At 68.5% G+C, this 23,606-nt stretch carries 24 protein-coding genes; 10 read left to right on the forward strand and 14 right to left on the reverse strand.

Annotated elements, in window-relative coordinates; translation table 11 throughout:
* Window positions 1-44: 44 nt before the first annotated feature.
* A complete protein-coding gene (locus EV137_RS15000) occupies window positions 45-755 on the forward strand; it encodes an MBL fold metallo-hydrolase (protein ID WP_134129648.1) in 711 nt (236 codons plus the stop codon).
* Here EV137_RS15000 and EV137_RS15005 read toward each other — a convergent pair.
* Genes EV137_RS15005 through EV137_RS15015 form a run of 3 tightly spaced genes read right to left on the reverse strand, consistent with a single transcriptional unit; the run spans window position 752 to window position 3,763 of the window.
* Window positions 752-1,657, reverse strand: coding sequence for an ABC transporter ATP-binding protein (locus tag EV137_RS15005; protein ID WP_134129650.1), 906 nt, complete (start codon window positions 1,655-1,657; stop codon window positions 752-754). The two genes, EV137_RS15000 and EV137_RS15005, sit on opposite strands and share 4 nt — an antisense overlap.
* A gap of 4 nt (window positions 1,658-1,661) precedes the next feature.
* Window positions 1,662-2,699 carry a FecCD family ABC transporter permease gene (locus tag EV137_RS15010; protein WP_134129652.1) on the reverse strand — a complete coding sequence of 346 codons (1,038 nt, stop codon included), beginning with the start codon at window positions 2,697-2,699 and terminating at the stop codon, window positions 1,662-1,664.
* Window positions 2,696-3,763, reverse strand: coding sequence for a FecCD family ABC transporter permease (locus EV137_RS15015; RefSeq protein ID WP_134129654.1), 1,068 nt, complete (start codon window positions 3,761-3,763; stop codon window positions 2,696-2,698). The genes EV137_RS15010 and EV137_RS15015 overlap by 4 nt, the downstream gene beginning before the upstream one ends.
* A gap of 115 nt (window positions 3,764-3,878) precedes the next feature.
* Here EV137_RS15015 and EV137_RS15020 point away from each other — a divergent pair, with 115 nt between their 5' ends.
* Window positions 3,879-4,685: a siderophore-interacting protein gene (locus EV137_RS15020; RefSeq protein WP_134129657.1), complete on the forward strand. Its 807-nt coding sequence runs from the start codon at window positions 3,879-3,881 to the stop codon at window positions 4,683-4,685.
* Window positions 4,686-4,730: 45 nt separating this feature from the next.
* Here the strand turns inward: EV137_RS15020 and EV137_RS15025 are convergent, their stop codons facing one another.
* The 3 genes from EV137_RS15025 to EV137_RS15035 all read right to left on the reverse strand — a co-directional run bounded on the left by EV137_RS15025 (window position 4,731) and on the right by EV137_RS15035 (window position 7,074).
* The gene (locus EV137_RS15025; RefSeq protein WP_134129659.1) at window positions 4,731-5,918 is read right to left on the reverse strand and encodes an alginate lyase family protein; all 1,188 of its coding nucleotides are present in this window, start codon (window positions 5,916-5,918) and stop codon (window positions 4,731-4,733) included.
* A 159-nt stretch (window positions 5,919-6,077) separates the two neighbouring features.
* A complete protein-coding gene (locus EV137_RS15030; protein ID WP_166679896.1) occupies window positions 6,078-6,473 on the reverse strand; it encodes a PPOX class F420-dependent oxidoreductase in 396 nt (131 codons plus the stop codon).
* Window positions 6,474-6,489: 16 nt separating this feature from the next.
* On the reverse strand, window positions 6,490-7,074 hold the full coding sequence (locus tag EV137_RS15035) for a TetR/AcrR family transcriptional regulator (RefSeq protein ID WP_134129663.1): 585 nt from the start codon (window positions 7,072-7,074) through the stop codon (window positions 6,490-6,492).
* A gap of 88 nt (window positions 7,075-7,162) precedes the next feature.
* On the opposite strand from EV137_RS15035, the gene EV137_RS15040 reads away from it, so the two are divergent.
* The gene (locus EV137_RS15040; RefSeq protein ID WP_134012158.1) at window positions 7,163-7,864 is read left to right on the forward strand and encodes an SDR family oxidoreductase; all 702 of its coding nucleotides are present in this window, start codon (window positions 7,163-7,165) and stop codon (window positions 7,862-7,864) included.
* Here the strand turns inward: EV137_RS15040 and EV137_RS15045 are convergent.
* Window positions 7,853-8,449 (reverse strand): DJ-1/PfpI family protein, encoded by a 597-nt coding sequence (locus tag EV137_RS15045; protein WP_134012156.1) that lies wholly within the window; start codon window positions 8,447-8,449, stop codon window positions 7,853-7,855. The two genes, EV137_RS15040 and EV137_RS15045, sit on opposite strands and share 12 nt — an antisense overlap.
* Before the next feature lie 176 nt (window positions 8,450-8,625).
* Here EV137_RS15045 and EV137_RS15050 point away from each other — a divergent pair, with 176 nt between their 5' ends.
* Complete coding sequence (locus EV137_RS15050) at window positions 8,626-10,623, forward strand: sialate O-acetylesterase (RefSeq protein WP_134129665.1); 1,998 nt, start codon at window positions 8,626-8,628, stop codon at window positions 10,621-10,623.
* Between the two features lie 65 nt (window positions 10,624-10,688).
* Window positions 10,689-12,524, forward strand: coding sequence for a serine/threonine protein kinase (locus tag EV137_RS15055; protein ID WP_134129667.1), 1,836 nt, complete (start codon window positions 10,689-10,691; stop codon window positions 12,522-12,524).
* A gap of 21 nt (window positions 12,525-12,545) precedes the next feature.
* Here the strand turns inward: EV137_RS15055 and EV137_RS15060 are convergent, their stop codons facing one another.
* Both EV137_RS15060 and EV137_RS15065 read right to left on the reverse strand, forming a co-directional pair.
* Window positions 12,546-13,826 (reverse strand): adenylosuccinate synthase, encoded by a 1,281-nt coding sequence (locus EV137_RS15060; RefSeq protein WP_134129669.1) that lies wholly within the window; start codon window positions 13,824-13,826, stop codon window positions 12,546-12,548.
* Window positions 13,827-14,094: 268 nt separating this feature from the next.
* Window positions 14,095-14,580 (reverse strand): VOC family protein, encoded by a 486-nt coding sequence (locus EV137_RS15065; RefSeq protein WP_134129671.1) that lies wholly within the window; start codon window positions 14,578-14,580, stop codon window positions 14,095-14,097.
* Window positions 14,581-14,637: 57 nt separating this feature from the next.
* Between EV137_RS15065 and EV137_RS15070 the strand changes: the two genes are divergently transcribed.
* Window positions 14,638-15,456, forward strand: a complete 819-nt coding sequence (locus tag EV137_RS15070; protein WP_134129673.1) for a helix-turn-helix transcriptional regulator — start codon at window positions 14,638-14,640, stop codon at window positions 15,454-15,456.
* Here EV137_RS15070 and EV137_RS15075 read toward each other — a convergent pair.
* The 3 genes from EV137_RS15075 to EV137_RS15085 all read right to left on the reverse strand — a co-directional run bounded on the left by EV137_RS15075 (window position 15,443) and on the right by EV137_RS15085 (window position 18,018).
* Window positions 15,443-16,648 carry an MFS transporter gene (locus tag EV137_RS15075; protein ID WP_134129675.1) on the reverse strand — a complete coding sequence of 402 codons (1,206 nt, stop codon included), beginning with the start codon at window positions 16,646-16,648 and terminating at the stop codon, window positions 15,443-15,445. The genes EV137_RS15070 and EV137_RS15075 overlap by 14 nt on opposite strands.
* 172 nt (window positions 16,649-16,820) lie before the next feature.
* Window positions 16,821-17,567, reverse strand: a complete 747-nt coding sequence (locus tag EV137_RS15080; protein WP_202870998.1) for a 2-phosphosulfolactate phosphatase — start codon at window positions 17,565-17,567, stop codon at window positions 16,821-16,823.
* 43 nt (window positions 17,568-17,610) lie between these two features.
* Window positions 17,611-18,018 (reverse strand): DUF3151 domain-containing protein, encoded by a 408-nt coding sequence (locus tag EV137_RS15085; RefSeq protein WP_134012133.1) that lies wholly within the window; start codon window positions 18,016-18,018, stop codon window positions 17,611-17,613.
* Window positions 18,019-18,161: 143 nt separating this feature from the next.
* Between EV137_RS15085 and EV137_RS15090 the strand changes: the two genes are divergently transcribed.
* The 3 genes from EV137_RS15090 to EV137_RS15100 are packed head-to-tail and all read left to right on the forward strand — an operon-like array spanning window position 18,162 to window position 20,405.
* Complete coding sequence (locus tag EV137_RS15090) at window positions 18,162-18,611, forward strand: HNH endonuclease (RefSeq protein ID WP_131335989.1); 450 nt, start codon at window positions 18,162-18,164, stop codon at window positions 18,609-18,611.
* A 12-nt stretch (window positions 18,612-18,623) separates the two neighbouring features.
* Window positions 18,624-19,388, forward strand: coding sequence for a GNAT family N-acetyltransferase (locus EV137_RS15095; RefSeq protein WP_134012131.1), 765 nt, complete (start codon window positions 18,624-18,626; stop codon window positions 19,386-19,388).
* A 45-nt stretch (window positions 19,389-19,433) separates the two neighbouring features.
* Window positions 19,434-20,405 (forward strand): type IV toxin-antitoxin system AbiEi family antitoxin domain-containing protein, encoded by a 972-nt coding sequence (locus EV137_RS15100; protein WP_238175343.1) that lies wholly within the window; start codon window positions 19,434-19,436, stop codon window positions 20,403-20,405.
* Window positions 20,406-20,471: 66 nt separating this feature from the next.
* Here EV137_RS15100 and fbaA read toward each other — a convergent pair whose 3' ends face one another.
* The gene (fbaA, locus tag EV137_RS15105) at window positions 20,472-21,497 is read right to left on the reverse strand and encodes a class II fructose-bisphosphate aldolase (protein WP_134129679.1); all 1,026 of its coding nucleotides are present in this window, start codon (window positions 21,495-21,497) and stop codon (window positions 20,472-20,474) included.
* 192 nt (window positions 21,498-21,689) lie between these two features.
* Window positions 21,690-22,409, reverse strand: a complete 720-nt coding sequence (locus EV137_RS15110) for a GntR family transcriptional regulator (protein WP_130388014.1) — start codon at window positions 22,407-22,409, stop codon at window positions 21,690-21,692.
* Between the two features lie 139 nt (window positions 22,410-22,548).
* On the opposite strand from EV137_RS15110, the gene EV137_RS15115 reads away from it, so the two are divergent.
* The gene (locus EV137_RS15115) at window positions 22,549-23,568 is read left to right on the forward strand and encodes an SIS domain-containing protein (RefSeq protein ID WP_134129681.1); all 1,020 of its coding nucleotides are present in this window, start codon (window positions 22,549-22,551) and stop codon (window positions 23,566-23,568) included.
* Window positions 23,569-23,606 lie beyond the last annotated feature (38 nt).

Consider the following 23,606-nt stretch of genomic DNA (forward strand, 5'->3'; position numbering starts at 1 on the left):
CCCACCGACGAAAACAGACCCCCAATCTCTGAGACTGTGGACAAGTGGACGTGACAGTCGTCGGTAGCGGAGACGCGTTCGGATCGGGCGGGCGTTTCCAGACCTGTATCGCGATCGGTACCCAGACGCTCGTCGACTGCGGCGCGACCAGCCTGACCGCGCTCCGTCAGCAGTCCATGGATCCGAACGAGATCCGCACGATCGTGATCACCCACCTGCACGGCGATCACTTCGGCGGACTGCCGTTCCTGATCCTCGACGGCCAGTTTCGCCGCCGCACCGAGGATCTAACCGTCGTCGGCCCACCCGGCACCCAGGCCCGTCTGACCGCCGCAATGGAGACGCTCTACCCCGGCTCGTCCGAAGTACGCCGCCGCTTCGACGTACACGTCCTCGAACACGCCGACCGCCGTCCACAGCAGCTCGGCGACCTGACCGTCACGCCGTACGAGGTAAGACACGCGTCCGGTGCACCGGCGTACGCCGTGCGGCTCCAGACGCCGGACCGCTCGATCGCCTACTCAGGTGACACCGAGTGGACCGACGCGCTCCTGGAAGCGGCGGACGACGTCGACCTCTTCCTATGCGAGGGCTACAGCCCCACACCGATCCGCTGGCACCTCGACCTGACCACGCTGAGTCAGCAACGCGACAGATTCACCAGTCGGCAACTGGTGCTCACCCACCTCTCACCAACTGCGCTGGCAGCAGACCTGGGTGACTGGGCCGTCGCGTACGACGGCCTGCGGCTCTAGCGGTCTGAAGGACGGCAGACCCCGTTGGCCGCCGCACTGGCGGCCAGAGCCGCAGCCACGGGGCTGGTCCTGGTCGGCGTGTCCTGCGCCGAGGTGTGTCGGCCGATCGGGACCACCATCGGGGTGCCGGCGACCGGGTCGGGGACGACCTTGACCGCCAGCCCGAACACGTCCTGGACCACGTCCTCGGTGATCACCTGCGACGGGTTGCCCTCGGCAACGATCGCGCCGTCCTTCATCGCGATCAGGTGGTCGCCGAACCGGCAGGCCTGGTTCAGGTCGTGCAGCACCAGCACGATCGTCCGGTCCTCCGACCTGTTCAAGTCGACCAGCAGGTCGAGCACCTCGAACTGGTGCGTCAGGTCGAGGAACGTCGTCGGCTCGTCCAGCAGCAGGATGTCGGTCTCCTGCGCCAGCGCCATCGCGATCCACACCCGCTGCCGCTGCCCGCCGGACAGCTCGTCGATCGGCCGGTCCGCGATCGACAGCACGTCGGTCGACGTCATCGCCTCCGCGACTGCTTCGTCATCGGAGCGCGACCATTGCCGGATCCACCTCGTCCGCGGGTACCGTCCGCGCCCGACCAGGTCCGCGACCGTGATCCCTTCCGGTGCGGTCGGCGACTGCGGCAGCAGGCCGAGCTTGGTCGCCACCTCCCGCGTCGGGATCTGCTGGATGCTCTTCCCGTCCAGCAGCACCGTGCCGCGCGACGGCTTCAGCAACCGCGCCAGCGCCTTCAGCAGCGTCGACTTGCCGCAGGCGTTGGCGCCGACGATGACCGTGATCTTCCCGGTCGGGATCCGCACCGACAGGTCGTGGATGATCTCCCGCTGGTCGTACCCGACCGCGAGACCGTCGGCTGCCAAGCTGTGCTGTGTCACGGGTTCCACAGGGTTCTCCATCTTTTCAGCCACCACTCCCGACACGATTGGCCCGCGCCAGCAGGAACATCAGGTACGGCGCCCCGACCACGCCGGTCACCACTCCGACCGGCAACTGCGTCTCTCCGAAGGCGTGCTGCGCGACGAGGTCCGACAGCCCGACCACGAGCGCCCCGAGCAGGCCGGACGTGATCATCGCCGGCCCCGGCGACCGGGTCAGCCGGCGCGCGATCGGCGGCGCGACGAACGCCACGAACCCGATCGGCCCGGCCGCCGCCGTCGCCACCGCGGCCAGCAGTACGGCGACCACGATCAACCCGAGCCGCGCCACCTCGACCCGAAGCCCGAGCCCGTACGCCGTCTCGTCGCCGAGCTGCAGGATCCGCAGCTGCCGCACCAGGAACGCCATCACCGGCAGCAGGACGACGAACGTGATCGCCAGCGACCGTACGTTGGACCAGTCCCGCCCGTTCAGGCTCCCGGTCAGCCAGATCAGCGCCTGCTGCGCGATCTCCACCCGGGCCTTCGTCAGCAGGTACGACGTGATGCTGGTGGCGATCGCGCCGATGCCGATCCCGATCAGGATCAGCCGGTAACTCGACACCCCGTGCCGCCACGCCAGCACGTACATGATGAACGCGGTCAGCACCGCGCCGACGATCGCGAACGCCGACACCGCGACCCCCGTGAGCCCGAGGGTGACGATCGCGAAGACGGCGAACGCGCTGGCTCCGTACGTCACGCCGATGATGTCCGGGCTCGCCAGCGGGTTGCGGGCGATGCTCTGGAAGATCGCGCCCGACAAGCCCAGCGCCGTACCGACGAGCAGGCCGGTCAGAGCCCTGGGCAACCGCAGCCGGTTGACGATGAACTCGGTCGCCCGGTCGCCGCCGCCGAACAGGGTCTTCACCACGTCGATCACCGGGATATTGAAGTCCCCCAGCGACAACGACACGCAGAAGATCGCGAACACCACGACCGCGAGCACGACGATGACGACCAGCGAACGCGTCTGCCGTGCCCTGCGCGCCTGCGCGATGACATGGACTGCTTCAGCGGTCATAGATCGGCCAGCTTTCGGCGTCGTACCAAGGCGATGAAGAACGGGGCGCCCAGGACCGCGGTCACGATGCCGACCTGCAGTTCGCCGGGCTGCGCGACTACGCGGCCGATCACGTCGGAGCCGAGCAGCAGGATCGGCGCGAGCAGCATCGAGTACGGCAGGATCCACCGGTAGTCCGGGCCGGTCACGAGCCGCGCCACGTGCGGGATGGTCAACCCGATGAACCCGATCGGCCCGGCCGCTGCGGTCGCCGCACCACAGAGCAGCACGACGACCACCGCGACGAAGGCGCGGGCGAGCCCCACCCGCTGACCGAGTGACTTGGCCACGTCATCCCCCAGCGACAACGCGTTCAGCACCCGCCCGCAGAACATGGCCAGCACGATCCCGACCAGGATGAACGGCGCCACCTGTTTCGCGATGTCGGGGCCGCGACCGGCGAACGATCCCACCGACCAGAACCGGAACTGGTCGAACGTGTCGACGTCCCCGATCAGCAAGGCGGTCGTCAGCGACCCGAGCATCGCGGTCAGCGCCGCACCGGCGAGCGCGAGCTTCACCGGCGTCGCCCCCTCGCGCCCCATCGAACCGAGCAGGTAGACCGCGACCGACGCCGCCGCCGCGCCGAGAAAAGCCAGCCAGACGTACGCAGTCAACGACGACAACCCGAACCAGTAGATGCCCCCGACAACGAACAACGCGGCGCCACCGTTCACCCCGAGGATGCCCGGATCGGCCAGCGGGTTCCGGGTCACGCCCTGCATCAGCGCCCCGGACAGCCCGAGCGCGGCGCCGACCATCAGACCGATCAGCGTCCGCGGCACGCGCAGTGACCGGACGATCACGTGGTCGGTGTCGGACTCGTTGTAGTGGCGCAGGGCATCGATCACCGTGGACAGCGGGATCTGCTTGGACCCGATCGCGATGCTGAGCAGCGACACGAGGACCAGGAGGACGACGCACCCGAGCAGCCCGAGGATCAGCGTGGTCCGCCGGGCCCGGCGTGGACGCGAGGGCGCGACGGTGTCCGGGCCGGCGTCGGCCGTGGCAGTGGGCGGGGGCATTGGACTTTCGGGATCCTCTTAGGTAAGGCTAACCTCTAGACACCTCAGAATAACCCGGCCGCCCATGGGTCTGCACGTGAGGCTCCCCTGCCAGAGTTTATGGAGAAACCACAGCATGACGACTGTGCTCGAGCGACCGATCGTGTTCGACTCGCTCCTGGCCACCGTGGCGGCCGTCGAGGACCTTAGCCCGCACCTGCGCCGCGTGACGTTCGTCGCACCGCGGATCGCGGAGGCGGTCACCGCCGGCCCGGACCAGCGCATCAAGGTCCTGCTCACTCCGCCCAACGGCAGCGCGATCAAGCTGCCCTCCGGACCCGAGTGGTACACCGAGTGGTGCGCCCAGCCGGAAGAAGAGCGCTTCATCATGCGGACCTACACCGTGCGAGCGCTCCGGCCGGAGGTGGCCGAGCTGGACGTCGAGTTCGTACTGCACGGAGTGAACGGACCTGCGTCGGCTTGGGTGAGTGAAGCCGAGCTGGGCGACCAGGTGGGTCTCCTGCTGCCGTTCGCGGTCGACACGACCAGCACGAAGGGCCTGCTGCATTCTGGCGTCGACTACGTCCCGCCGACGACCAGCGTGCGCCGGATCCTCGTAGCGGACGAGACGGCGTTGCCGGCACTGGCCGGGATCCTGGAGGAGCTGCCGGCCGCAGTACAAGCCGCGGTGTTCATCGCCGTACCGGATGCTGCTGACGTGCGTCCGCTGGCCGGCTCGGCTGAGGTCACGTGGGTGACGGACGGCTCGTTGGTGGATGCGGTGAAGTCAGGAGCGCTGCCTTTCGACCCTGACTACGCGTGGGTCGCGGGTGAGTCGTCGATGATCAAAGAGGTACGTCGCCATCTCGTGAACGCCGTCGGGATGCCGAAGTCGGCGATCTCGTTCCAGGGCTACTGGAAGCGCGGCGAGGCGCACTGCTGATCCGGGAGAGCCGGAGGGCAGAGTTCCGGCCCCCCGGAAGTTCTCCTAGGACGGGTTCTCCGCGTGGGTCAGCGTCTCCCACGCGACGAACAGGTTGTTGGAGCCCGCCGGCCGGCGCGACTCGGTCAGGGCCTGGGTGTTCGTCATCGCGATCCCGAGGCGGGTGTGCAGTGCGTTGTAGCCGACCTCGGTGATCGGTCCGAGCCCGCGATTGAGCGTGCCCTTGCAGAGCCACGACGGTACCGGCTCCAGGTTGCGCTCCCACTTGGACTGGAAGCCGAGCGCCTGACGGAGCCGCTCCCCGAACTCGGGGTACATGTCGATGCCCTGGATCCGCGCCGTCTCCAGCACGTGGGAGATCGACGAGATGCCGTAGCCGGTGTGGGTGAAGTCGCGGCAGGTCTCCTGAGTCAAGCCTGTCACGAAGGTCCCCTGGCCCTGCCAGTAGCTGACGATCTTGTCGCGGGTGTTGAGGTTCTGGCTCGGCACGGTCTTCGGCAATGCGCCATCGGACTCCAGATACACGTACGCCGGTACGCGCAGCCGGTAGAGCGCGATCGCCTTGTCGTAGATCGCCTTGTCCTCGAGGAACACCCCGATGCCCTGTAGTGCCTCGATCATGCTCAACTCCCAGTTCCCGTTGGAGTTCGAGCCGTTGATGATCTCCGGGACGTAGACATTGCGGAGCATGGTGGCGAAGCGGCCGGAGTTCGGCCAGTTGCCGTACACGTGCTTGATGATCTCCGCGGCCTTCGGCCACGAGGACGCGGACCAGGCTGTCTGCAGGGGTGCGTTGCTGTTCGTGTGGTCCTGGATGGCCGCGGACCACGCATCCATCAGCTGGATGGACTTCTGCGCGTACCGGTCGTCGCGAGTCAGGTACCAGAGCAGTGCGTCGGTGTACGCCGCGATGGCGTCCTCACGTTCGTCGGTGCAGCCGTAGTTCGGGTTCGAGTACGGACCGCACTCCACGACCGCGCGTGGTTTCGGCGTACGGGACAGGGACGCGTACGCGCTGTTCTTGGCCTGATTGAAGGCATCGGTCCACGGCTGCGCGCCGGCCTGCACCTTGGCCCGGACGAAGTCGAGCTGAGCCTGACTCGACCCGACGCCGGGATGGGTGAACGTCGCAGGTGCGTCGACCGACTGAGACGAAGCGGCCGCCGGACCGCTGAGGGTCCCGGCGACCAGCGCGGTGCAGGCGGCGGCCAGGACGAAGGGCATCTTTCGCATGGGCGGTGTCCTGTCTTCGGGGGCGGTAGGACAGCGGTTTCCACCGCAGTTTCACGACGCCCGACGACCACGGTCAAGACCTCGCCGGTACCGGAACTTCCCTGGAACACAGCGCTCTTCTGTCCCATTTCCCATGGAACAAAAGGCGTTCCCGTCCCATCAGTGACCGAGTTGGCTGGTGATGCGGTCGACGATCACGCTGGTCGCGAACCGCGCCGTACCCGGCGGCTCGACGTCCGACCAGCTGCCGGTGTACTTCCGCGCGATCGCCTGCTCCAGCGCGAACTCCGGATCGGCGACCAGCTCGTCGATCCGGCCGCGCAGCTCGACGTAGTACGTCGGCCGCGCCGGATCGACGACCACCACCGAGATCGCCGGATTCCGCCGCAGGTTGCGCAGCTTCTGCCGCCCGTCCACCAGGCTGATGCGGACCCGCTCGCCGTCCCACAGGAACCACAGCGGCGTCACCTGCGGCTCGCCGCGCTTGCCGATCGTCCCCACCAGCGCGATCGCCGTCGAAGCCAGCAGGTCATGAAACTCGCCAGGAATCTCCACGATGGCGAGAATAAGCTCAGCTGAGGGCGAGCTCACCCGCCTGGACACCGGCCGCGTCGAGCAGGGCGGCCGCGGTGGTCGCACCGATGCCGCCGAGCGGCTGCGCACGGACGACCGCACGGGCGGCCGCGCCGTCGAAGATCATCGTGAGCTGGACGGCCAGCATGGCCGGATCCTCCGCGCCGGCCTTCACCAGCTCGCGGTGGAAGAAGTCGGTGAGCTGCTGCTTGAAGTGCCGCGCCACCACGGACCCCGGGTGCTCGGGGTTCTTCAGCTCCACCGCCGTACTCACATAGGGGCAGCCAAGGTAGTTGCCCGCCGCAACCATGGCGTCCTGCCGGTCGAACACGGTGAGGATCCGCTCCCGCGGCGGGCGGTCGTCCTCGGCCCCCGGGTGCAGCATCGTCTGGTACGCCGGACCGCGGCTGGCCAGGCTCTCCGCGATCAGCTCGTCCTTCGACCGGAACAGCTGGTACATGGACTTCTTCGACACCCCCGCCGCCTTGCAGAGCGCGTCCACGCCGATGTTGACTCCGTCGCGGTAGAAGAGTTCGCCCGCGGCGTCCAGCAGCCGCTCACGGGGAGTTGCGGAAGTGCTCATGTCATCGAGGGTACCGGCTGGATTTGAAATCAGAAACCGATCGGTTTACTGTGCTGGAAACAGATCGGTTTCCATGAAGGAGTTCCAGATGACCACACTCGAAGGCGCCGTCGTCCTCGTCACCGGCGGGCAGCGCGGGATCGGCAAGGCGATCGTCGACGACCTGCTCACCCGCGGCGCGGCCAAGGTCTACGCGACCGCCCGTGATCCCCGCCCGAGCACCGACCCACGCGTCGTACCGCTGCCGCTCGAGGTCACCGACCAGGCCTCGATCGACGCGCTGGCCGCAGCCGCACCGGACGTCACGGTGCTGATCAACAACGCCGGCGCGAGCTCGCCGGACACCTACCTCGACGCCCCGATCGAGGACGTCCGCGCGGTCTTCGAGGCGAACTTCTTCGGTCCGCTCCAGCTCACCCGGGCGTTCGTCCCGATCATCGAGCGCAACGGCGGCGGCCACCTCCTGAACGCCCACTCGGCCCTGTCCTGGGTCGCCCGGCACGGCGCGTACTCCGCGACGAAGGCGGCGTTCTGGCTGCAGACCAACGCGATCCGGCTCGAGCTGCTGAACCGCGGCATCGGCGTCACCGGCCTGCACATGGGGTACGTCGACACCGACATGGTGACCGCTGTGACCGCACCGAAGTCCCGCCCCGAGGACATCGCCAAGCAAGCCCTCGACGGCATCGAGTCCGGCGCGTACGAGGTTCTCGCCGACGACACCGCCCGCGGCGCGAAGGCCGCCACGGCCCTCGACCTGACCGCCGTCTATCCCGAGCTAGCCGGCTGACACGTGGACGTCGCGGTCGCGGGTGTACTCCATGGCACCCGCGATCCCGTCGGCCACATCGGCGCCGAGTTCGCGCTCGACGACGTACAGCGCCAGATCGATCCCCGCGGTGATGCCGCCGGCGGTGACCAGCGTGCCGTCGTCGACGACGCGGTTGGTCTTCAGTTCGGCGCCGAACGCCTCCAGTTCGGCCCACGCGCCACGGTTCGTCGTCGCCGCTCGACCCTTCACCAGGCCGGCCTCCGCGAGCAGCATCGAGCCGGTGCAGACCGAAGCGATCCACTGCAGCGACGGCGCCAGCTCGGCGATCCGCGCCGGCATCACGCCCCGACGTGCCTCGGCCCACGCGCCCTTCTCGGCGCGATTCATCCAGCCGCCCCCCGGAACGAACAGCGCCTCCGGCTGCCCGAGACCCTCAGGCGCCTTGAACTGCAGCCCGTGCAGCCCGGTCACCTCGGCCGGACCGTCCAGCCCCACCAGCGCCATCTCGAACCCGGGCCGCCGCGACGCGTGACTCCACACCTCGAACGGCCCCATCACGTCCATCTCGTCCACACCGTCGAACACCAGAACCTCGATCCGCATACCTCAACCCAACCGGAGGGCGCGGAGGGGAGCCAGTGGCCACGAGGCCGGTGTTCGCAAGGTTCTGGCCAACCTCTCGGCGCAGGGTTGGCACCGCTGAGCGCTTGCCGCTCGCACTTGGGGTGATCGGACCGCTACATGTGGAGAAGACACCCCCGCCGCCCCGGAGGTCCACAGTGAGACGTCCTGCCGCTGTTGTCCTGACTCTGCTCGCCGCATCCCTTGTCATCGTTCCGACACCCGCTGGTGCAGCCACTGCGTGTGATGCCGCAGCCGCCGGGTTCACACCCGTCCTGCAACTGGATCTGCCCGAACAGGCCAACTACCTGAACACGACCCCGCCCTACAGCCTCGATCGGACTGCGGAGATCGGGTCCAACTTCGACCGTGTCGGCTACTGCCTGGAACTCGACGGCCAGTGGGTATGGACCGCGATGGAACCGTTCAGCACGGATGCCCGCCGGATCGGCCTGCCGACCCGGCCGGGCGAGATCGTGCGCCAACGCGTCGGCGACCTCGAGGTGCGGTCCAATGTGCCCGGCGTGACCGAAGGCACGGGTCAGTCCGGCTACCTGGAGATGTGGCCGAACCAGTACGCGAAGACGGCGAGTGCCCAAGTGGCGAACGCGTCGGCGACTTCGTACGACGCCGACGACAGCCCGACCACGCCCCTCGGTTACGGCTCGTTCCAGGTCTCGCAGGTTGGGCCGACGCGGCCGTCGACCGTGCCCGCGAAGCCGGTGCTCGCGATCAACACCTTCACCCAGTCGGACACCAGTCTGCTGTCGCTCGGCATCGGCGCGAGGCCCACTGCCGATCCGGACTGGACATTCGCCGGCAACGCAGCGCAGTACACCCAGCGTCGGCTGACGGCGTACGTGCGCACCTCGATCGTCACACTGACCGAGTCGCCTCAGGACCGTCAGTTGGTGCCGCGTGACAGCAAGGGTGGCGCGACGGTGCCTGTGGCGGGTCGCATGACGGATCCACGGGTCAAGAGCGTGCAGTTGGTGGTGACCAGCAACGGCAAGACGGACCTCTACACCTCGGCGTCGAGGCAGTTCCGGTTCACGCCGCGGATCCGTGCTGGGTTGCGCGAGTACACGTTCGAGCTGCGGGCGCTCGGCCGGGTGGTGGCTCGCCGCGAGGGCATCGTGTCCGGTGATGCGTACGTCGTCCAAGGGCAGTCCAATGCGGAAGCGTCGATGTACAACGGCGCCGCGAGTGGCGAGGAATCGCCGTACCTGCGCAGTTTCGGCAGTCCGGTCTCCGATCCGACGATCTCCGCCGCGGACCGCGTGTGGGGCTACGCGACCGGCGACGTGTCCCGGCAGTCCGGCTCGGTCGGGCAGTGGGCGATCCGGATGGGCAGGCAGCTCGTCGACAAGTACAAGGTCCCGATCGCACTCGTCAACGGCGCGCACGGCGGTCAGCCGATCAGCTTCTTCCAGCGCAACGACGCGAACCCTGACGACATCGCCACCAACTACGGCCGGCTTCGGCAGCGCCTGACGGCCGCAGGCGTCATCGGGCAGCTCCGCGGCGTTCTCTGGTACCAGGGCGAGTCCGACAACGACAACGCGGCCGTGCACGTCAGCGGCTTCACATCACTCTTGCAGGACTGGCGCTCCGACTTCGGCACGACACCGAAGTACTACGTCTACCAAGTCCGTACGTCGCCCTGCGGGAACTCGACCAGCACGAGTCTCCGCGAGGCACAGCGTGAGATGGGTGACACGCTCGGCGTCACCGTGCTGTCGACCACCGGGCTGTCCGGTCACGACGGCTGCCACTACGCGTACGCCGGTGGATACCGCGACATGGGTGACCATACGTACGCCGTACTGGCTCGCGACCTGTACGGCGGACCGTCCGCCGGCGTGGCTCCGCCGAACCCGCGCAGTGTCACGGTCAGTGGCTCACAGCTCACGGTCCAGCTGCGATCAACCGATCCGCTCACCGTGGAGGAAGGTGTTGCCGCTGACTTCCGAGTGGATGGCGCTGCGGTCACAGTGACATCTGTCGCGTACCAGCCGGGCAAGCTGGTGCTGCAGCTGTCCGGTCCGCCAACCGGAGCGACTGCCCTCACCTATCAGGCTCATCTGCGTGCGGGCCCGTGGATCACGAACACCATCGGAACGGGTCTACTGACCTTCACCCTGCCGATCAGCTGACCTCAGCGAAAGGGCGGCCGGTGCACCGGCCGCCCTTGGTCTGATGTCGACGTACCGTAGAAGGCATGTCAGTGACAGGGGGGCCGCCTTCCACCCACGAAGAGGAGGTGGAAGAGCGGGTCGGGCCGTACCGGCTGATCCGACGGCTCGGACAGGGTGGCATGGGTGTCGTCTACCTGGCCGAGGGACCCGAACACCAAGAGGTGGCGCTGAAGGTACTGCGCTCGCACGTGGCGCACGACCCGATCGCACGGGCCCGGTTGCAGCGCGAAGCGACCACACTGCAGAAGGTGAACCACCCTGGCGTGGCAGGCATCCTCGACCACGATCTGGAGGGTGAGCGGCCGTACCTGGTGACCCGCTTCGTTCCTGGTCGCCCGCTGGACGAACAGGTGGACGAGCGTGGACCGCTGACCCCGCGCAAGTGGCTCCCACTGGCCGGCTGCCTCGCCGAATCGCTCCAGGCGATCCACGCGGCCGGAGTGATCCACCGCGACCTCAAGCCCGGCAACGTGATGATGTGCAACGGCAAGCCGGTGATGATCGACTTCGGCATCGCCCAGGCCGCCGACGACCTGCGGCTCACTCAGACCGGTCTGGTGATCGGTACGCCGGGCTACCTGGCACCTGAGCTCATCGAAGGCGAGATGGTGTCGCAGTCTGCGGACTGGTGGGGCTGGGCGGCCACTGCTGCGTTCGCCGCGACCGGACGCCGGCCGTTCGGCAAGGGGCCGTTCGAGGCGGTCCTGGCCCGGGTGCACTCGGGACAGGCCGACCTGGAAGGGCTGGACCCGCGGCTGAAGTCACTGCTCGCCGCAGCGCTCTCACCGAACAAGGCCGACCGGCCGACGCAGGAAGAGATCATGACCGGCCTCAGCCGGTACGCCGAGGGTCGCGACGCGCTCCCGCCACGTGAGGCTCAGACCGTGGCCGCCGTACCGCCGACCAAGTTGGTGACGCGGCTCATGCCGACGGAGGGGCCCGCGGTCGAGGAGCCGACAGGCCCGACGCCGACCGAGGTGGCGCAACTGGTTCCGCCGGTGATTCCGCCGCTGTCCGCGTTCACCCCGATCCGGGACAAGATCCGCGACGCTGCCGCGAAGAAGCCAGTTGCTGAGGCACCTCCGGCGCAGCCTTACGATCCGTATGCGCCCTATCAGAGTGCGCCGCCGTACCAGAGTGGTCCGCCGGTGCCCTACCAGCAGCCTGCTCAACCGGTGCCTGTCCAGCCGGCCCAAGCGGTCAAAGCTCCACCGACTGGTCGGCGTACTGCGATCATCGTCGGCTGCATGCTCGCGCTCACCGGCCTGGTCGCTCTGACTCCGGGCTTCGGCACAGTTGTGGCCATCCTGCTGCTGGTGCTTGCCCGGACGGTCGATCGCTCGAGTACGGCGCTCATGCGGCGCCGTCAGATCCGTGGCCGGTCCGGGAAGTCGGACGGCCTTGTCGCGCTGGCCGCCAGCCCGGTACAGCTCGCCACGGCAGCCCTGATCACGCTGCCGTGCCTGATCCTGCCGCTGCTCACGGCGGTTGTTGTCGGCGGCATCGTCACCGGCGTCGCCGCCTCGGCGTACGGGCTCGAGTGGGAGCCGCTGTCGGCCGTCGGCTTCGGTACGGCGGCGTTGACCGCCCTGTTCTGTTGCTGGTGGGGTCCTGGCGGCAGCTCACTGCGCCGCGGTGCGCACATCACGGCACGCAACACGTTCCGGGCGCACTGGTTCTCCGGCCTGATTGCCGTCGTACTGCTGGCGATCGGCGGCCTGACGTTCTACCTGGCCACGCAGGGCGAGGGCGCCGGCTGGGCGCGGAGCCCGATCCAGACGCCGAACATCGAACGTCCGACCCTCGGCGACCTGCGCAACGCCCCGTTCATCCGGGACCTCCCCATCATCGGCAACTGACGGGGAGGTCCTCGGCTCGTCTCAGAGCTGGACGATCTGGCTGCGCTCCGGACCCACGCCGATGGCGGAGATGCGGGCGCCGCTGAGCGACTCGACCGCGCGGACGTAGGTCTGCGCTTGTTTCGGCAGGTCGTCGAACGCGCGGCAGCCGGTGATGTCGTCGGACCAGCCGTCGAACTCCTCGTAGACCGGGACCGCGTGGTGGAAGTCGGTCTGGGTCATCGGCATCTCGTCGTGCCGGACGCCGTTCACGTCGTACGCGACGCACACCGGGATCCGCTCGCGACCGGTGAGGGTGTCGAGCTTGGTGAGGACGAAGTCGGAGACACCGTTCACGCGGGCGGCGTACCGGGCGATGACGGAGTCGTACCAGCCGCAGCGCCGCGGACGGCCCGTGGTGACGCCGAACTCGGCGCCCTGGGTCCGCAGCCATTCGCCGTCCGCGTCGAGCAGCTCGGTCGGGAACGGCCCCTCGCCGACGCGGGTGGTGTACGCCTTCACGACGGCCATCACGCGGTCGATCCGGGTCGGCGGGATGCCGGTGCCGGTGCAGGCGCCCGCGGAGATCGCGTTCGAGCTGGTGACGAACGGGTAGGTGCCGTGGTCGACATCGAGGAGCGTGGCCTGACCGGCCTCCATCAGCACGGTCTTGCCGTCGTCGAGCGCCTTGTTCAGCAGCAGGCTCGTGTCGGCGACCATCGGCCGCAGGCGGTCGGCGTACGCGAGCAGCTCGTCGAGGACCTCGCGGATCTCGACGGCGCGCCGGTTGTACACCTTCACCAGCAGCTGGTTCTTCTGCTCCAGCGCACCGGTGACCTTCTGCTCGAGGATCTTCTCGTCGTACAGGTCCTGGATCCGGATCCCGATCCGGTTCATCTTGTCGGCGTACGTCGGACCGATGCCACGGCCCGTCGTACCGATCCGGCGGCTGCCGAGGAACCGCTCGGTGACCTTGTCGAGAGTCCGGTTGTACGGCGGGATCACGTGTGCGCTCGCACTGACCACCAGCCGGGATGTGTCCACTCCGCGCGCCTGCAGCGCGTCGAGCTCCTCGAACAGCACGCTGAGGTCGACCACGACCCCGTTGCCGATCACCGGGGTGACACCCGGTGTGAGGATGCCGCTCGGGAGCAGGTGCAGCGCGTACTTCTCGGACCCGATCACGACCGTGTGGCCGGCGTTGTTACCGCCGTTGAACTTCACCACGTAGTCGATGACCTCGCCCGTGTTGCCGAGCAGATCGGTCGCCTTGCCTTTGCCCTCATCGCCCCACTGGGCGCCGACGAGCACGATTGCGGGCATCTCAGCCCTCCTGTGCTTTGAAACGGTGAAGCCCGGAGACGTTCACCGGACATTCATCCGGCAACGCATCCAGGCTCTTGCGACCAAAGCCTACCGGACCGGAGCTCACTCGTTACGGGCTTGTCCACAACCCTCCAGCGACCGTTTCAAGTCACTGTTTCATCAGGTGACGGGTTGCCAATTTCCGTGATCGCGTGCACACTCTTAGTCAGCGGCCCGCCGAAACTGCCGCAGGGGACGGTTCCGGCGGGCCGCTTCCTCTTTTCGGCTAGTCCAGGCCCTCGGGGTTGGAGGCCAGCCACTCCTTCACCCGCCGGTCCGCTTCCTCGCGCGAGACGTCCTCGACCTTCGTCAGGATCGCCCACCGGTGGCCGAACGGGTCGATGACCGTGCCGAACCGGTCGCCGGTCATGAACGTCTGCACCTCTTCGACCGGCTTCGCCCCGGCTGCGACGGCCTTCGCGTACGTCGCGTCCACGTCCGGGACGTAGTGCACCAGCGAGGAGTGCACCCACTCGCCGTTCGGTGCCCGCAGCCCGATCTGCGGCATCTGGTCGCTCAGCTGCAGCATCGAGTTGCCGAACTTGAGCTCCGCCTGACCGACCCGCCCGTCCGGCATGTCCTGCCGGCTGATCACCTCGGCCCCGAAGACCGACTGGTAGAACTCGATCGCCTTCGGCCCGTCCGCGACGGCGAGGTACGGGGTCAGCGAGTGATAACCGTCGGGGATGGGGTTTACCGTGTTCGTCGTCATGACTCCTAGTCAATCCGCCGACCGCCGGACGGTCTTGTAAGAAAGCGACAGCCCGCGTTGACCCAGCCAGCCGACAGCGAGAAGGGCATCCTGCATCCGCGCGAGCAGGCCCGCCATCGTTCGCTGAACCGGCTCGCGCCGGGGCCGGAGGCAGGGCGGTTCGTCGAGTGGTACTGGATCGTGGAGTGGGATCTCGACGAGCCGTACACGGCCGAGGTGCTGCCGTTCCCGGCGGTGAACGTGACGTTCGAGCAGCCGGGCGGCGCCTTCGTGAACGGCGTCTGCACGCGCAAGTTCGAGCGGGAGCTGCGCGGTCGCGGGCGTGCGTTCGGGGTGAAGTTCTGGGCCGGCGGCTTCGGCGCGATCACCGGTCTCGACGTCGGCTCGTTCCGCGACGAGGTGCTGCCGCTGACCGCGGTCTTCCCGGACGGCGATCGGCTCGCGGACCTGATGTTCGAGGCCGAGTCCGACGTACGGCGGCGCGCGGTGTTCGAGGCGTTCCTCCGCGATCACCTGGCGCCGCCCGATCCGTCGTACGAGCTGGTCCGGGAGATCGTGTCGACGATGGCGGCCGACCGCTCGGTGGCCCGCGTCGACGAGATCACCGAGCGTTTCGGCGTACCGATCCGCACACTGCAGCGGCTCTTCCGGCGGTACGTCGGGGTGGGTCCGAAGTGGGTGCTGCGGCGCTATCGGCTGCACGACGGCGCGGAACTGCTAGCCCAGGGCGAAGTCGCCGAGCTCGCGGAGCTGTCCGCATCCCTCGGCTACTTCGACCAGGCCCACTTCTCCAAGGAGTTCAAGCAGCAGATCGGACTGACGCCGGCCGAATACGCAGCACGCGCCGCAGCCGAACGCCAGATCACCTACCGCTGAGCTTCACGGTCACCGCCATCGTCGTTGCCATCAGGGCCGCTCCGAGTGCGACGGTGAAGCCGTGCTGCGGGCTGTGCCCGTCGACGACCCAGCCGGCGAACGCCGAGCCGAGCGCCATGCCCGCGGCGCCGCCCGAGTTCACCCAGGTGAAGGCCTGGGTCAGCACCGCGGATTCGACCGCCGACTCGGTCAGCACCGCCGACAGGGTCTGGAACGGCGCTATCGCCAGGCCGGGGAGCGTCAACGCGAAAGCTGCGGCCAGTGGGCTGTGCACCGCGATCAAGGGCAGACAGCTCAGGGTCAGCCAGACGAAGGCGATGACGAACTGCGTCTCCGGAGCGATCCGCCAGCGCCTCGCGCCGTACAGGAGACCGGCGAACAGACTCACCAGGCTGGTGATGCTGTAGAGCGGCCCGGCGATGCCCGGCGTACCTCGTGCGACTGCGAACGCTGTGACCGAGACCTGCATGCTGCCGAAGAACAGGCCAATGCCGACGTTCGTGCCGACCAGGCCGACGAATCGCTTGTGCAGCAAGCGTTTGGGACTCTGATGATGACCTGGCGCGCTCGGCGGCGGCGCAGTACCTCGCTGCACTGCCAGGAGGAAGCCACCGGACAGCAGGAGACTCGTGGCGAGGACCGAACCGATGGCCGGGCTGGTGGACGAGCTCACGATGCCGACCAGTCCAGGGCCGACCATGAAGGCGACGCCGACGCTGAACGCCTCCAAGGCGAACGCTGTGGACAGGAGCGGCGTGTCCCGGAGTGCGTGCGACCAACGGGCCCCAGTCTGCGCACTCAGCTGCGGTAGCGATCCGCCGGCGAGGACGCCGGCCACGACAAGTGACCACAGGGAGGCGTGCGAGACCGTGAGGCCGATGAGCAACGCCATCGTCGTGGCGTGTGCCAGCAGTGTCACGGGCAACATCCGGGTCTGACCGAAACGGTCGATCAGCCGGGCGACCTGCGGTCCGGCGACCGCTTCGGCGACGGCGAAGCCGCCGGTGACGCTACCTGCCGCGGCGTACGAGCCGGTCGATCCGTGGACCAGCCAGACGATTCCGAGGCCGGTCATGGCGATCCCGATCCGCGCCGGGGCCGCTGCTAGGTAGAACTTCCACGCGCCCGGAGTACGCAGTACCGCTGCGTAGGTGTTGGTGGGCGTGTCGATCCGTCCGGTGAGAGCCGGCACGGTGAGACCTTCCGCTGCCCTGTTGGGGCGGGGACCCGACCGTGGGCGTCCAGCTTCGCCGGTCTGTCCGTCCGCCAAGAACCGTCCATGTTCGGCAGACAGTTTCCCTTCGAGAGGATGGGGGGACGCTCACCGCCTGCCGGCACTGTCAACGGGCAGAAACCTCGATGGTTCAAGTTGACCGGAACATCATACCGTCCCGGAGCACGGGCACACTGCGACTCTCATCCACCTCGGCCGCGATCGCGACGTCCTCCGGATAGCCGTACTGCGTGAGTTCGCGACCGCCGGCGCACTCGTGCAGCAGCCGCGGGAGCTCACCCGCCGCCGCGTCGTACGCCGCAACTGCCGCCCGTGCTTCCGGGGAAAGGTTGTCACCCTGGAGCGCACTCAGGAACCCACCGGCACCCCAGAGGTCCTCGACCGCGGGTCTGAGCGACCCGTCCTTCCATCGCTCGCCCGCGGCAATCGCCACGACCTTCGCCGTCGGCCGCTCGCTCAACTGCTTCGTCACCCACTCAGCAGCCGCGGCTCGGTTACGCAGCGACACCGCAACCACCACAGCACCGCTGTCACTCAACTGCTTCGCGATGGTCGATCCGTTGGGCGAGGGCAGCACCAACCTGGTGATTCCCGTCACTTGCCTGATCGACACCGGCGAGAGGCTTACGTCGTCAGGACCGGCCGCAGAGCGCCCGACCGCGAGCGTGGCGCCGTACTGCTCGGCGTACGCGACCGCCGTCTCGTCGCGCCATCGATATGGATAGACGTCGATCCCGAGGTCGGCCGCGACGGTCACCGCTGTGGTGAACGACAGCACGTCGACGACCGCGACGATGTCGCCGGAAACGACCCCGGCGCCGACCGGCCCCCATTCGAACCCGATGCCGAATCCGGCCTGCGCGTAAGGGCTGGTCACCCGGCAGATCATTCCGCCGGGCGTCCAACCCCACAAGCAGGTTTCAGCGCAGAGCGTCGGCAGCAGCCGGCGACGAGTCGCGCAGGAACGTGGCGCAGCGCTCGGCCTCGTCCTTCTCGTCGATGAGCGCCGCGGCCTTGCCCAGCGCCGCCAGCGCGCGCAGGAATCCACGGTTCGGCTCGTGCTCCCACGGCACCGGCCCGTGGCCCTTCCAGCCGTTCCGGCGGAGCAGGTCGAGGGCCCGGTGGTAGCCGGTGCGCGCGTACGCGTACCCCTCGATCGTGCGCCCGTCCGCGAGCGCCCCCTCGGCGAGCACCGCCCAGGCCAGCGACGACGTCGGGTACTTGGCCGCGACGTCGGCCGGAGCGGCCCCGTCGGCGAGTTCCGCCGCGGCCGGGTCGACCGGTAGTAGTGTCTCGGGTGGACCTGAGAGCAGATTGTTCAATTCCATAAGCACATCTTCGCCGATCACGCAGCCGTACCGGCACGTGACCGTCTGGCGAAATCCGTTGACCGTTCACCCGGCGGCCACGGATGCTTGAGACCCTGCATCAACCGCCGTGGTTCCCAGCTACGGCCGGAAGGAGGCACCGGATGAGCGTCATAGTCCTGAACGCGTCGTACGAACCGCTGCACACCGTCTCGATCCAGCACGCCATCCGGATGCTGGTGCGGGAGGTCGCAGTCGTCGAAGAGTCGCACGGAGAGCGAACTATCGGCCCGTTTCCGGTTCCTCGAGTCCTCCGCCTGGTCCGGTACGTCGTGACCCACTGGCGTTACGCGGCCGGCCGGATGAAGTACAGCAAGCACGGCGTCCTGCGGCGGGACAAGTTCCGGTGCGCGTACTGCGGTCTCGAGAACGCCGACACCATGGACCACGTCCAACCCAGGTCCAGAGGCGGCCGCACCGAGTGGCTGAACGCTGTCGCCGCCCATGCCTCCTGCAACGAGCGGAAAGGCAACCGCACCCCGTCCGAGGCCGGCATGCCCCTCCTCTGGCAACCCTGGGTACCAACCCGCGCAGAGCTCGTCATAGACACATGACGGGCCTTTTTTATGCCCGCTTCCAGGCACCGGCTGCCCTCCGGGCGCACCCTCGAGATCACCACCGTCGCTGACCGCCCGGACCTCGCCCACGCCGACATCGACGTGGGCGACTGGCCGGCCTTCATGCGCCACAACCGCGTCTCCGAGGCCTACTTCGCCCAGACGGTCGAGACGTTCGCCGAGACCTGCCTGATCGCCACCTCGGACGGCAAACCCGTCGGCGATGCCCACGCCGTCCAACTCTCCGACGGCAACTTTCCCGCCGGAGGCTGGGAACAGTCGGTCGTTCGCGCCTTCACCGACGTCCGCCACGGCGTCCAGCCTGACACCGCCTGCGCCCTGAACATCAGCGTCGCCCGAAACTTCCAGGGCGAGGGCGTCGCTGCCCTCCTCCTCACCGCACTCCGCGAGGCAGCCGCTGGGCTCGGCCTCAACGCTCTCGATGCGCCAGTACGCCCGACGCACAAGCATCTCGAGCCCTCGGTCGCGATGGACGACTACGCCGTCCGCACCCGCCCCGACGGTCTCCCCCTCGACCCATGGCTGCGCACCCACGTACGCGCCGGCGGCCGAATCGCCGGCGTCGCACCGGCATCGTGGGTGATCGCGGGATCCCTGGCGGAATGGCGCTCCTGGACCAGGCTTCCGTTCGACCGCAGCGGTCCCGTCGAAGTACCGGGCGCGCTGGTTCCGGTGGAGTGTGACGTCGTCGCCGATCGCGCGGTGTACGTCGAGCCGAACGTCTGGGTGCGGCACGAGTTCTCCACAGGTTGAAAGTCGTGGGTCCGAGCGGGGTCGGATCGCGGCACGTTCTTGGGCATGAATCCTCAACTTGCCGTGATGGCGTCGATCCGGGGTGGCGTGTTCACCCGGGCCGACGCACGTGCCTCCGGTTACCACGACGCTGATATCGACTCCCTGCTGCAGTCCGGCTCCTGGCGACGGATCCGGCGCGGGAGCTATGCCGCTCACCGTTCACTCATGCTCGTCACCGACGAGGTGCTCTACCTGCGCCGGATCTACCAGGTCCTGCGCGCCAGCGGCTCCGGCGTGTTCGCCAGCCATCAGTCGGCCGCGGCTCTGCATGCCTTGCCTGTCTGGGGTCTCGACCTCACCCGCGTCCACGTCACCGCCTCGGACGGTCGCTCCGGCCGGCTACGCGGCGTCCACCGCCACATCCGCGACCCAGTGGGCCCGGGCGTCCAACTCTGGAACAGGCTGCGAATGGCCTCGCCCGCCCGGGCAATCGCCGAGGTGGCCGCGACCGCACCACCCGCGCCCGCGATTGTGCTCGCCGACGCCGCGATGTACGCCGGACTCGTCAACCGGCGCACGTTGAACCGTGAGGTCGCGACGCTCGACCACGGTGCCAGACGGGCCTCCAGAGTCCTCGACCAGCTCACCGGATCGGCCTCGATCGCCGAGTCCCGCCTGCGCGTCATCCTCGCCGACGCGGGTCTTCCCGCACCCAGCTCGTCACCACCACCCGATTCCGAAGCAGCTGATCCCGACGGATCCGCAGCCGAAGGTCTGTGGTTCCCCGACGAGCGCACCGTCGTCGAGTTCGAACCGCGTTTCCCCTTCTGGTGCGAGGAATTCGAGCCTTCCGCCGAGGAGCCGGTCCCCGAGCCGGCCGCCGCCGACCCCGACGGACCGCAACCCGTCGAGCACTGCTGGATCTCCTGGGCCGACCTCGCCGACCCACCGACCGTGGCCGACCGCATCCGTACCACGTTCACCCGAGCCGCCCGCCGCACCGGAGTCCGGCATTTCGACTTGGCCCGGATGTGACAGAAGGGCCCACCGCCCGATGGCGGTGAGCCCTTCGCAGACCCCCTACAGGAGGACCAGATGATGTCAGGCGTTCAGCGACGTGCCCGTCGAGCGAAGGTCCTCGCACGCCTCGGCGACGCGCTTCGCCATACCTTCCTCGGCCGCCTTGCCCCACGAGCGCGGGTCGTAGGCCTTCTTGTTGCCGACCTCGCCGTCGACCTTCAGCACGCCGTCGTAGTTGGCGAACATGTGACCCGCCGCCGGCCGGGTGAACGCGTACTGCGTGTCGGTGTCGACGTTCATCTTGATGACGCCGTTGTCGACCGCTGCCCGGATCTCCTCGAGCGTCGACCCGGATCCGCCGTGGAACACCAGGTCGAACGGGCGCTCCTTGCCGACCTTGGCGCCGACCGCCTCCTGGATCTCCGCGAGGATCTCCGGCCGCAGCTTGACCGCGCCCGGCTTGTAGACGCCGTGCACGTTGCCGAAGGTCAGCGCGGTCAGGTAACGGCCGTGGTCACCGGTGCCGAGCGCCTCGACCGTGGCCAGGCCGTCCTCGACGGTGGTGTACAGCTTCTCGTTGATCTCGTTGGCGACGCCGTCCTCCTCGCCGCCGACGACGCCGACCTCGATCTCCAGGACGATCTTCGCCGCGGCCGTCTGGGCCAGCAGATCCTTGGCGATCTCCAGGTTCTCGGTCAGCGGCACCGCCGAGCCGTCCCACATGTGCGACTGGAACAGCGGGTTCTCGCCCCGGGCGACGCGCTCGGCGGAGATCGCCAGCAGCGGCCGGACGAAACCGTCGAGCTTGTCCTTCGGGCAGTGGTCGGTGTGCAGCGCGATGTTCACCGGGTAGTTCTTGGCCACCTCGTGCGCGTAGGCGGCCAGGGCGACCGAGCCGGTCACCATGTTCTTCACGGTGGAACCGGACAGGTAGTCGGCACCGCCGGTGGAGACCTGGACGATGCCGTCCGAGCCCGCCTCGGCGAAACCACGGATCGCGGCGATCAGCGTCTGCGAGGAGCTGACATTGATGGCCGGGTAGGCGAAGCGGTTCTGCTTGGCCTTGTCCAGCATCTCGGCGTAGACCTCAGGGGTTGCAATAGGCATGTCTCGCGGTACTCCTCACAACACAGTTCTCGGGGGTTCGGCTCCAGTATTGCCGCTGGGTGCTTCGTCGGATCCGGCGGCCCACCTGCCGAGCCGGCCCGGTGGCCGGGGAGCGAACGGCAGGGATGTAGACCAGTTGATGAACAGGACAGGTCCAGTTCGTTGCGGCCCGATGACGACCGCGCGTCGGACTCAGGCCGACCCGGTGCGCGGGCCGCGGGGGGTCAGGGCCATGTGCAGCCGGTAGCGGTCAGCGCGGTAGGCCGACCAGGACAGTTCGACGACCTTGCGGCCGGCGAAGGTGGTGCGCTCGAGGACCAGCAGGGGTGCCCGCCGGGCCACGCCGAGCACCCGGGCGACATGACCGTCGGCGTTGTCCGCCCGGACGGTCTGCTCACCGGAGGTGACGACGACGTCGTACTCACTGGCAAAGACGTCGTACAGAGTGCCGAGCTCACGGCCGAGCAGGCCGGGGAAGAGCGCGGACGGGTAGTAGCCGACCTCGTAGGCCATCGGCGACGCGTCGGCCGTGCGGAGCCGCTCGACCCGGATCACCTTGGTGCCCTTCGCGACCCGCAAGCCCTTCGCGGTCTCGTCGGAGGCCTCGATCTCGCTGGCCGACAGCACCACTGTCCCGGGCTCGAGCCCACGGGCCCGCATCTCCCGGGAGAACGAGGTCAGGTGCAGTTGCGAGTCGACCTGCGGACCGGTGACGAAGGTCCCCTTGCCGTGCACCCGTTCCAGGGCGCCGGACTCGACCAGGTCGCTGATCGCCTGCCGGACTGTCACCCGGGAGACGTTCAGCTTGTCCACCAGGGCCCGTTCGGAGGGGATCGGGTCCCCGGGATGCAGCTCGACGTCGATCAGCCGTTCCAGCACCGATCGGACCTGGGCCCGCTTCGTCGCCACCATGGAATCTCGATCCTCCAGACCTGGGCGGGTCTCGGGGGTGCCCCGGGACGCCGCTCACTGCTATCGTGCGCAGCATACCTGTTAAGACCAGATAGGACCAGTGATCGTAGTGGTGTCTGTCCCCGCCCAAGAGACCCGGATGGCGGCCGAGATCGCCGAGCAGCCGGCCGCGCTCGCCGCGACTTTCGAGCATGTCCTGCCGCTGCGGCACGACATCACCCGGCTGGCCGCCGGGCGCCGGAACGTGATCTTCGTGGCGCGCGGATCGTCCGACAACGCGGGCGTCTACGGCCGCTACCTGACCGAGATCCACGCCGGCCGGCAGGCGTCGCTGGCCGCTCCTTCGGTGGCCACGCTGTACGGCGCGAACCTGGACCTCTCGAACTCGCTGGTGGTCGCCGTCAGCCAGTCGGGCGCGACCCAGGAGATCGTCGACACGGCCGAGTGGGCGAAGCGGAACGGCGCGGCGATCGTCGGCATCACGAACGACGGCAGCAGCCCGCTGGCCTCGACGGCGGACGTCGCCCTGATCACGCAGGCGGGCCAGGAGCTCGCCGTACCGGCCACGAAGACATACACGACGCAGCTGGCCGCGATCACGGTCGCCGTGGACGCGCTCGCGCCGCGGCCGGGGACGCTCGACGCCGACATCGCGCGAGTCCCGGACGCCGCGACCAAGATGCTGTCGGGGTCGGTCGAGGCGGCGGCGGACCTGTTGGCGGCGGCGCACGACGTGCTCGCGAGTGGTCGCGGACTGACGTTCGGCACGACGCTCGAGGTCGCACTGAAGCTCGAGGAGACCTGCCTGCAGCCGGTCCGCGGACTCTCGTACGCCGACCTGAAGCACGGCCCGATCGCGGTCGTCGACTCCGACCTGGTGACGATCCTGGTCGCGGCGGGCGAAGGCCCTGCGCTGGCCGGTATGACCGAGCTGGCCGGCATCGTCCGCGAGAAGGGCAGCAAGATCCTCGGCATCGGCGGCGACCCGACCTTCGCCTCCCGCTGCGACGTGAACTTGACCGGCCCCGACCTCCCTGAGACGCTGGCGCCGCTCGCCCTGGTCATCCCGGCCCAACGCGCCATCGAGCTCCTGGCCCGCAAACTCGGCCTCGACCCCGACGCCCCCCGCGGCCTGCGCAAGGTCACCCAAACCGACTGAACAAAGTGCTCACTCGGTGAGCACTTTGGGTGGAATCG

Origin of the sequence: Kribbella pratensis (assembly GCF_004366075.1) — a bacterium.
Taxonomy (GTDB): domain Bacteria; phylum Actinomycetota; class Actinomycetes; order Propionibacteriales; family Kribbellaceae; genus Kribbella; species Kribbella pratensis.